8 protein-coding genes are annotated in these 10,119 nt (G+C 52.1%); 5 read left to right on the top strand and 3 right to left on the bottom strand.

Annotated features, from left to right (window positions below; all coding sequences use genetic code 11):
- On the bottom strand, window positions 1–485 hold a 485-nt coding region (locus KNP76_RS01555), incomplete at its 3' end, for a helix-turn-helix domain-containing protein (RefSeq protein WP_214842227.1).
- Window positions 486–809: 324 nt separating this feature from the next.
- Between KNP76_RS01555 and KNP76_RS01550 the strand changes: the two genes are divergently transcribed.
- The 3 genes from KNP76_RS01550 (at window position 810) to KNP76_RS01540 (ending at window position 4,013) form a co-directional block, all read left to right on the top strand.
- On the top strand, window positions 810–2,198 hold the full coding sequence (locus tag KNP76_RS01550; RefSeq protein WP_214842225.1) for a cytochrome ubiquinol oxidase subunit I: 1,389 nt from the start codon (window positions 810–812) through the stop codon (window positions 2,196–2,198).
- Between the two features lie 14 nt (window positions 2,199–2,212).
- Window positions 2,213–3,244, top strand: coding sequence for a cytochrome d ubiquinol oxidase subunit II (locus KNP76_RS01545; protein WP_214842223.1), 1,032 nt, complete (start codon window positions 2,213–2,215; stop codon window positions 3,242–3,244).
- Window positions 3,245–3,350: 106 nt separating this feature from the next.
- Window positions 3,351–4,013 (top strand): potassium channel family protein, encoded by a 663-nt coding sequence (locus KNP76_RS01540; protein WP_034818017.1) that lies wholly within the window; start codon window positions 3,351–3,353, stop codon window positions 4,011–4,013.
- 30 nt (window positions 4,014–4,043) lie between these two features.
- On the opposite strand, the gene KNP76_RS01535 is transcribed toward KNP76_RS01540, so the two are convergent.
- Window positions 4,044–4,820, bottom strand: a complete 777-nt coding sequence (locus tag KNP76_RS01535; RefSeq protein ID WP_214842221.1) for a Cof-type HAD-IIB family hydrolase — start codon at window positions 4,818–4,820, stop codon at window positions 4,044–4,046.
- A gap of 216 nt (window positions 4,821–5,036) precedes the next feature.
- On the opposite strand from KNP76_RS01535, the gene rnjA reads away from it, so the two are divergent.
- Window positions 5,037–6,704: a ribonuclease J1 gene (gene rnjA, locus KNP76_RS01530; RefSeq protein WP_214842219.1), complete on the top strand. Its 1,668-nt coding sequence runs from the start codon at window positions 5,037–5,039 to the stop codon at window positions 6,702–6,704.
- Window positions 6,705–6,766: 62 nt separating this feature from the next.
- On the top strand, window positions 6,767–8,224 hold the full coding sequence (locus KNP76_RS01525) for a phospholipase D family protein (RefSeq protein WP_214842217.1): 1,458 nt from the start codon (window positions 6,767–6,769) through the stop codon (window positions 8,222–8,224).
- Window positions 8,225–8,492: 268 nt separating this feature from the next.
- Here the strand turns inward: KNP76_RS01525 and KNP76_RS01520 are convergent, their stop codons facing one another.
- Window positions 8,493–10,118 carry an alpha/beta hydrolase gene (locus KNP76_RS01520; protein ID WP_214842238.1) on the bottom strand — a complete coding sequence of 542 codons (1,626 nt, stop codon included), beginning with the start codon at window positions 10,116–10,118 and terminating at the stop codon, window positions 8,493–8,495.
- Window position 10,119: the final 1 nt, after the last annotated feature.

Raw genomic sequence — 10,119 nt, 5'->3', positions numbered from 1 at the left:
CAGCCATACACCTGGGCATAGGACACCTGATATTGTTCCGCGGTCTGCTGGTAGTTGCGTCCATTCTCCAAACAGTATTTCACGATCTCGAAGCGCTCTTCGAATGTGGTTTTTCTCCCTTTTGTCATAGCTCGATCCATCCCTTTCCTCGAATCTGTTAACTCGCTATGACTAGTATACTTCTTAACCCATCTTTGAAGAACAGACCAACTACTAATGTGATATTTGGAGAGGGTTTCCGTCGCAGTGAGGCCGCCCAGATAGTCACGAGCGGCCGCGATCTTCAGTTCCTTAGTGTAGCGCTTCCATGTCCTCGATTCCTTCAACGCATCGATCCCACCGGTATCGAATTTCACTTTCCACTCCCGAAGGGTATTCTCAGAGACGTTATGGGCCTCCATAATTTCTTTCCAAGTATATGTTTCTTCTTCCATCATGCGCAGCGCGCTCAGTTTTTGTTCGATCGAATGCCGACTTCTCGCCATAAAAAAAACACTCCCCAATCAGATAAACAGATTTGTTATTTTATCTGTCTACCTATTGGGGAGCATATCAGATCGGTTCGTCTTTTTTGTTGGAAATGTGTGAAATCATGCTTTCGATATGCAGAAAGCGGGAATTCATTATGATTGTAAAGCGACGATTTTGTTAAGATTGCTCAAATGTGAACATTTTGCGAACTTGAGCATTGAGACATTACAGCGCCATATAAAATCTTTATGATAAGGTTATCCAATGGAAATCATCATTGATTTGGCGTTTCAGGCAACGGTTTGAAGCGATAGAGAGAGATAGGAGGGTATCAATAGATGTTTCAAGATCCTGTCCTGATGAGTCGAGCGTTAACGGCACTCACGCTGGGCTTCCACGTGATTTTTGCCACACTCGGCGTCGGGGTTCCACTTTTAATTTTATTGGCTGAATTTTTAGGGATTAAAAAGAAAGATCCCAAATACACACTCATGGCCCGACGGTGGTCACGAGGGTATGTCGTGACCGTAGCGGTCGGTGTTGTCACAGGGACGGCCATCGGGCTGCAATTATCCCTATTGTGGCCGAACTTGATGCGCGTGGCCGGTCAGACGATTGCGCTCCCGCTATTCATGGAGACGTTCGCGTTCTTCTTTGAAGCCATCTTCCTCGGTATTTATTTGTACACGTGGGACCGCTTTAAAAACCCATGGCATCATATGCTCGTCGGGATTCCCGTCGCGGTCGGGGCATTGTTCTCCGGTTTCTTCATTACAACGGTGAACAGTTTCATGAACCAACCGGTCGGGTTTGATATCATCGACGGACGACTTGCGAACGTGAGTCCGATTGAGGCGATGTTCAGTCCGGCCATGCCGACGAAGATGTCGCACGTGCTCACGTCGGCCATTTTGACGTCTGCGTTCATTTTGGCGGCAATCGCTGCGGTGCAACTTCTCCGTAGCCATCGCAACCAGCTCGACCAAGCGACGATCGCCTACCATAAGCGCGGGCTTCGCTTGACGATGACGGTCGCGTTGATCTTCGCGATTGCGACAGCGCTCGTCGGTGACTTCTCTGGTAAATATTTGGCGAAGTATCAGCCGGACAAATTGGCGGCTGCGGAATGGCACTTTGAGACGTCGTCTGAGGCCGAGCTCATTTTAGGGGGCTGGCTCGAAGATGACGGACAGGGTGGATACGAAGTGCGCGGGGCCATCAAGATTCCGTATGCGCTCTCGATTTTAGCCGGTGGTGTCCCGGACTATGAAGTGACGGGATTGAACGAGTTCGCGAAAGAGGACCAACCGCCTCTCTTTGTCCACTATCTGTTCGATGCGATGGTCGGGATTGGGATGCTTTTGGCACTCATTTCGTTCCTATTCGTACTCGGACGGTATATTAAACGCTTGAACCAATTCAGTAAACCGATGCTCATCGCCATCGCAGCCGGTGGTCCGCTCGCGATGATGGCCATCGAATTTGGTTGGTTCTTCGCCGAGTTCGGTCGTCAGCCTTGGGCGCTGTATGAACTTATGCGCACGAGTGAAGCGGCGACGACGTCGGCGAACGTTGGTTGGATGCTTGTCGCTTTCGCGATCCTCTATGCGGTTCTTGGCGTGGTCACGGTGCTCGTCTTGACGCGTCTGTTCAAGGACAACCCAGTTGGGAAAGAACTAAAACAATCGGAACATCGCGGTGAAGCGATGTTTACCGATGAAGTGTGATCGGAGGGTATGACATGGAGATTCAAGAATTAGGGATTGCCGTCTTATGGACGTTCTTGTACGGTTATCTCATTGTCGCATCGATTGATTTCGGTGCTGGCTTCTTCGCTTTCTATAGCAAGTACACGAAGCGAGACCATATGGTCAACCGTCTGATTGCACGGTATTTATCGCCGACGTGGGAAGTGACGAACGTGTTTTTCGTCTTCTTCTTCGTCGGGATCGTCGGGTTCTTCCCGGATACGGCCTACTACTACGGGACAGCACTTCTCATCCCGGCCTCGGTCGTGTTGATTCTTTTGGCGATTCGCGGTAGCTTTTATGCGTTCGCGAACTACGGTTCAAAAGAGAGCACGCTCTATATGTTCTTGTATGGGGCGACCGGTTTGTTGATTCCGGCCTCGATGTCGACTGTCCTCACAGTCAGTCAAGGCGGGTTCATCAACGAGACGGAGGCTGGCGTCTTTTTCGACGGCATGAAGTTGTTCACGAACTTCTACTCGTGGACGGTCGTCACGCTCGCCATCGTCTCGGTGCTCTACATCAGTGCGATGTTCCTCTTGTTCTATGCGGATAAAGCCGGGGACAAGACAGCGATGGGGCTCGTCCGGAAATGGGCGCTGTTCTGGAGTGTTCCGACCATCATCGCCTCGGGCCTCGTCTTCTTTGGTCTCAAGTCACAAGCGGCTTGGCACTATGAGCGGATTTTGGCGGGCAACTGGTGGTGGTTCGCGGTAAGTTTCATCTTCTTCGTCGTAGCGGTCGCGCTCGTCTATTTGAAGCGGAACTACGGAATCGCGTTCCTCATGGTCATGGGTCAGTTCTTCATGGCCTGGTTCGGCTACGGATATACGCATTTGCCGTATATCTTGTATCCGTATATTGATATCAACGGAAGCGTCGTCAACGAGTCGATGGCCATCGCGCTCGTCGTCGTCTTCATTCTAGGTTTGTTACTCCTCGTTCCGGCACTATATTTGTTGCTTCGACTGTTCTTGTTCGACAACGATTACGTGCGTGGCAAACGTTCGAGCGGCAAAGCGTAAGACCGGGTCTTCCCGGTCTTTTTTATATAGTTTTTTTTTAGTGAATCGGTTACACTGAACGAAGAATCGAGAACAGAATGCGCGGTTGGAAAGGGATGTATGAATCATGACAGGTGAATTTGCAGTCATCGGGTTAGGACGTTTTGGCGGGTCGATCGTTCGTGAGTTGTCGGCGAACGGATACGATGTCCTCGCCATCGATGCGGACGAAGAACGCGTCAACGAATTTATGGGATTGGCCACGCACGCGGTCATCGCCGATACGACAGACGAGAACGTATTGAAGAGTCTCGGAATTCGTAACTTCGAGCATGTCATCGTGGCGATTGGGGAGAATATCCAAGCGTCGATTTTGACGACGCTCATCTTGAAAGAGCTCGGCGTTCAAATCATCACGGTAAAAGCGACGAACGACTACCATGAGAAAGTGTTGCGCCGCATCGGGGCCGACAATATCGTCCATCCGGAACGTGACATGGGCGTCCGAATCGCCAATGGGTTGATGAGCCAAAGTATTTTGGATTATTTGGAGCTCTCGAACGAACATTCGATCGTGGAGATCAAGGCCGGCGAGAAGCTGTCGAACAAGTCGCTCATCGACTTGGACCTCCGCGCCAAATACGGCGTCAACATCGTGGCGATTCGCCGTGACGACGACGTCCTCATCTCGCCGCAAGCAGACGAGATGATTTTGCCGGAAGACATTCTAATCATCATCGGGAAAGATACCGACCTCGACCGACTCGAACGTACACTTCGGTCCAGATAAAAACGAGAGGCGCGCGCCTCTCGTTTTGTGTTAAATCAAATTCATTTTCTTCAAGCCGTATTCAATCCCGTCGTCGAGGATGGACTTCGTCACGTAATCGGCCGCCTCTTTCGCCTCGACGCGTCCGTTGCCCATCGCGATGCCAGTTCCGACGTATTGGAGCATCGCTAAATCGTTCAGCGCATCACCGAACGCATACGTGTTCTCGAGCCGGTAGCCGTTCGCTTCGATGAAGTGACGAATGCCGTCGGCCTTGCTCGCCCCGCGATTGATGACGTCCATCGCGTGCGGGTGCCAGCGGATGAAGTCGAACTCTTCGTAGGCGTTCACGTAATGGTGCTCATCTTCGGGTGTGCAGTATAGGAGCGTCTGGTAGACGTCTTGTTCTTTATGGAAGTTCGGCGCAAACGAAGGAATCGGTATGTCGAGCTCGCCGAGTGATTGCTCGACGATGGTATCGTTTCGCCGGGTCGCCCCGCCTCGATGCTGACCGAGATAGACGAGCGTATGATCATTTGAATCGGCATGACTGGTCAAACGCGTCAACGCGCTCGTCGGCAACGTGTTCCGATAGACAACTTCTCCGTCATGCACGACGATTTGCCCGTTGTAGCAGACGAAGCTATTGATTCCGACTTGCTCGGGAATGTTCGATAACATCGCCGGTCCACGGCCTGTCGCGATGAACGTCTCGACACCGTTCACCTGTAACTGTTTGATTGCGCGGATGGTCGAGGGCGGGATGTACGTCCCGTCGTGAAGAAGGGTCCCGTCAATGTCGAAAAAGACAACTTTCTGATCTTCCATGTTCATTCACCATGCTTTCTCTGTCTGATAATGGTCTTGCTATACTCAAAAGCATAACATGAAATCGCGAAACAACCCTCAATCTGACGTCATTAGTGAAATATTGACACAATATGAGCTATAATGAAGAAAGAATCTTACGGAACGTAACCATACTGCGAGAATCACTTATGTTTCACATAGATGAAATCAACTATTTTAGTAAGGAGAGATTAAATGAAGTTTGTAAAGAACCACCAAACGGCCGTGTTCGCACTAGGCGGACTCGGTGAAATCGGGAAGAACACGTACGTCGTTCAATTCCAAGACGAGATTATCGTCATCGATGCCGGTATCATGTTCCCGGAGGACGATTTGCTTGGAATCGACTACGTCATTCCGGATTACACTTATCTGATTAAAAACAAAGATAAAGTCAAAGGGGTATTCATCACCCATGGACACGAAGACCATATCGGCGGCATCCCGTTTCTCTTGAAGCAAGTGAAACTGCCGATTTATGCGACGAAGCTCGCGCTTGGCCTCATCAAAGTGAAGCTTGAAGAGCACGGATTGCTTCGCGAAGCAGAACTCCACGAGATTGACGAGGATGCGATCGTCAAATTCCGTAAGACGAGCATCTCGTTCTTCCGGACGACCCACTCGATTCCGAACTCGCTCGGTGTCGTCGTCAAGACGCCGCAAGGGAACATCGTTCATACGGGCGATTTCAAGTTCGACTTCACGCCAGTCGGTGAACCGGCCGACCTCGCCAAGATGGCGGAAATCGGGAAAGAGGGCGTCCTTTGTCTCTTATCCGACTCGACGAACGCGGAAGTCGAGGGGTTCACGATGAGTGAACGTGTCGTCGGCGGCACGATCAGTGAGACGTTCCGCAAAGCGGAAGGACGCATCATTTTCGCGACGTTCGCTTCGAACATCTATCGCCTGCAACAAGTCATCGACGCATGCGCCGAGACAGGACGTCACTTGCTCATCTTCGGCCGTTCGATGGAGAAGGTCATGACGATCGGGCAAGAGCTCGGATTCATCAACGTCCCGAAAGGCATGATCATCGAGGCGAACCAAATGCGCAACTATGACCCGAACGAAGTGGCGATTCTTTGTACCGGTTCACAAGGGGAGCCGATGGCAGCCCTTAGCCGAATCGCGAACGGGACGCACCGCCAAGTGTCCATCATCCCAGGTGACACGGTCATCTTCTCGTCGTCACCGATCCCAGGTAACGCTATCTCGGTCGGGAAAACGATTGACCAGCTGTATAAAGCGGGCGCGGACGTCGTCTATGGCAAGTTGACGAACATCCATACGTCAGGTCACGGCTCACAACAAGAGCAGTTGCTCATGATTCGATTGCTCAACCCGAAATTCTTCATGCCGATTCACGGCGAGTATCGAATGTTGAAGAAACACGCCGAACTCGCTGAATCGGTCGGGATCCCGAAAGAGAACAGTTTCGTCATGGATAACGGGGAAGTGCTCGCGGTCGACGCCGACTCGGCAGCCGTAACCGGCAAGATTTCCGCGAACGCCGTTTATATCGACGGGAACGGCATCGGGGATATCGGCAACATCGTCTTGCGCGACCGTCGCATCCTCTCAGAGGACGGGCTCGTCGTCGTCGTCATCAGCATTGACGGCAAGACACGTAAACTCGTCTCCGGGCCAGACATCATCTCGCGCGGTTTCGTCTACATGCGTGAGTCGGGTAGCTTAATTCGTGACGGTGAGCGTCTGTTGAAGAAGACGGTCGAACAAGGCCTCACGAACAAGCAGATGAAATGGTCAGAGTTGAAACAACTCGTTTCCGATACGCTTACACCATATTTGGCACAAAAAACGAGAAGACACCCAATGGTTCTTCCGATTATTATGGAAGTATGATCGAACGGGCTGTAGGAGACTACGGCCCGTTTTTTGAACCGAACAATAAGGAGCGGGTGCAGATGGCAGAGAAAAAGAGGAGACGTGGATGGGTGAAGTGGGGCGTTGCCGTGCTACTCGTCCTCTTCCTTATTACGATGATTTATCACCAAGTCAAGCCGTTACCAGAAGGCGTATCACGGGCGTCAGAACCGGTCGCGATTTCAGACGACCAAATCGATTTCCTGTTTGACTTGACGTACCAAGGCGAGGACACGGAAGTGAACGAAATGGAGATTTTTCAAGACGTCGAACGATCGATTCGTGAGGCGCGCGAGTATGTCGTCATGGACTTTTTCTTATTTAATCCTTATTCAAATGAAGATCGACAATATCCGACGATCACGGCTCGTTTGACGGCGGCGCTCCTCGAGCAGATGGAGGCGTATCCGGATTTGAACGTCGTCGTCATCACCGATGAAATCAACACGACGTATAACGGCCATCCTGCCGACCATCTCGATTTGTTAGAGGAAGCGGGCGCTGAAATCGTCTATACAAATTTAGATGCCCTTCGCGATCCAAACATCCTGTATTCCACTGTGTATCGGATGGCTTTCCAATGGTTTGGGGATAGCCAGAACGGCTGGCTCCCGAACCCGATGGCAAAGTCGGCACCGGACATCACCATCCGGTCCTATTTACGACTGTTGAACGTGAAGGCGAACCATCGGAAAGTCATGGTGACCGAGAACGAAGGGTTTGTCTTGTCGGCGAATCCGCATGACGCGAGCGGGTATCATTCGAACGTCGGGGTCCGCCTTGACGGTCCAATCCTCGCTGATATTTTAGAAGGGGAAGAGGCCATTGCCCGATTCTCGAAAGGCGACGAGGCGAGGTTCCCGGATGAAGAGAAGTTAGCGAACCTGCGGGAAGAAGACTCGGACGGCCCGATGCAAATCCGATACGTGACCGAGTCGAAGATTGAAGAGGCGGTCATCGACGGGATGGATCAGGCGAAAGCGGGGGAGACGATTTGGGTCGGCATGTTCTATTTGGCTGACCGAGACATCATCCATGCCATTCACCGGGCCGCAGAGCGGGGCGTCTTCGTCAAACTGATCCTCGACCCGAACACGAATGCGTTTGGGCGGGACAAGTCGGGTCTACCGAACTTGCCGGTGACAGCCGAACTGAACACGGTCAACCCTGATCAAATCGAGATTCGGTGGTACGAAGTCGGTGACGAACAGTATCATCCGAAACTGTTGTATGTGGAAGGGGAACGACAAGTCGTCGTCATCGGTTCTGGGAACTATACGGCGCGTAACATGAACGACTACAATTTAGAAGCCGATGTCGAAGTCGTCGCGACGACCGAGACGGAGTTTATGATCGAAGTCGACGGCTACTTCAAACGGTTGTGGAACAATGAAGAAGGAACGTATACGCTCGCGTACGAAGAGATTCAAACGGACTTGCCGATTGGTAAGTACTTGATTTACTGGTTGCAAAAACTGACGTGGACGATGACGTACTAACAAAGAAACCCGCCTTCGTGAAGAGGGCGGGTTCAGACTGTAGACAAAACATTGTCTGCAGTTTTTTTATTTGTCCGACCGGGCACAGCTCGCTTTTCTGGGGGTAAGCAGGGAGCCGCATCGCTTAACGCTGCTGGGTCTCCCAATGCTTGCTATTCCCCTAGAAGTCTCGCCGTGCCATCGGTCGGTCCACGCCTCCATCCCTCTTTCGTACCCCGTTCCTTTTTTAATCGAGAGGTAGAGAAACATTCACGAAGGCGGGCTTTCGTCAGTTTGTTTCGACCGGGTTGAACTCGTTCGTATACTCGTACAGGAATCGTCCCGTATCGCGGAGCACGTCCGTCTTCCGATGGAGCGAGAAGTGGTCGTACGGGACGGTCTCCGTCGTGATGTTGTTCGTATAGTCTTCGAGGAGGAGGGAGCTCGAGGGCTCGATCAAATTGAACTCCCCACCGCGCCCGGCGAACGACAACACTTGAACGGAACGCGGCCACGTCTCGAGCTTCGACTGGAACGCCACAAGTCCGTCCGATGTTGGGGACAAGTCCCGGATGGCGGCACTCCCTGTGTTGACGCCGAAGTTGCTCGCCGATAGACCGAAGTTGGCGAGGCGAGTGCCGGCGAACGGGCTGTCGAACGAGACGAATTTATCAATCAAGTACTCGTCTTGGTTCAAGATATAGTTCGCGGCCGCGACGCCGCCCATACTATGGCCGATCAAATACATTCGCTCGAACGACTTGTTGCGTTCGGCCTTATACGTCTCAATCGCCGCGTTCAACCATTTCGTCTGATTGTTCAGCGAAGCCTCGGCGTCTTCGTATTCGATGCGGACGATCGGACGGTTCGAGCTATAGTCGTTGATGACGCAGTCGACCTCGCTCTCTGTCGAAACGGTACAGAGGGCGCCATCCTTGGCGAGGCCACGCTGCTCCATGAACTGGGAGAAGCGCAGGAACGTCCGGTCCGTCCCGAGCAGACCATGGACGGCGAACGTCGGGATGAACTCGTCGGTCTGGGCCGCTTGGCGCACCGCCTCGGCTTTCCGTTCGGTCGTCAACTCTTCCCGGACGGTCACGATGATGATGGAGAGTGCCAAGACGACGATGAGCACACCGAGTAGACGCGAGCGAATGGACGTTTTGTTCGGGTCGCCGGCGTTCTGTCGATATTTCCGCCAAATGAAGAAACTGGCGAGGCTAACGACGACGAAAGCGACGACCGTGATGATCCACGCCTTCACGTTCGGCACATGGGCGACGAGTGTCATATTGTTTTGTCGGCCTCCGTACACTTGCCATTCGACATGCTTCATCGAACGGAGGTCGAGCCCGGTGCCGTCTTCAACAAACACACCCGTCGGTACGGTTAAGTTGAAACGAATATCGGCTTGACGGACATAGCGCTCGGCGAGCTGTTTCGGTGAGCCGCTCAAGTTGAGGCCTGGTAGCTCGATTCGGTCCAGACGTAAATCCAGGTTCGTGTTGAGCACATAGGAGTCGAACCAAATGCCTTCTTCTTTTTGCACATCGAACTCCATGTCAGGCGGGACGAGGATACCGGCTGGACCGGTCTTCCATTCTTCTTTAATGTTTTGTAACTCATCGACATTGTCGAACGTCTTCTTAAGCACCATGCCCTCGTAATCGTCTTCGCTCGAGTAGTCACGTGTCGCGTAACCGTTATCGTTCGCTTGTTGCTTCCACGTATCCCAATCGAGCCGCAAATTGAGCAGCTTCATGACGGGGTGGTCGCGAAACGCATACGTCGTCTCGAGCGTGACCGATTGATCATAATGAACAGTGGCGTCATATTCGATGCGGACACATCCCCCGATTAAAAGAAATAAAAATGGGAATACTAACAACAGCGCCTTTTTTTTCACGTTCGTCACC

Source organism: Exiguobacterium sp. s150, from assembly GCF_018618435.1.
Taxonomy (GTDB): Bacteria; Bacillota; Bacilli; order Exiguobacteriales; family Exiguobacteriaceae; genus Exiguobacterium; species Exiguobacterium alkaliphilum.
Note: the sequence above shows the minus strand (reverse complement) of the source record. Positions and strands in the feature narration are given on the sequence as shown.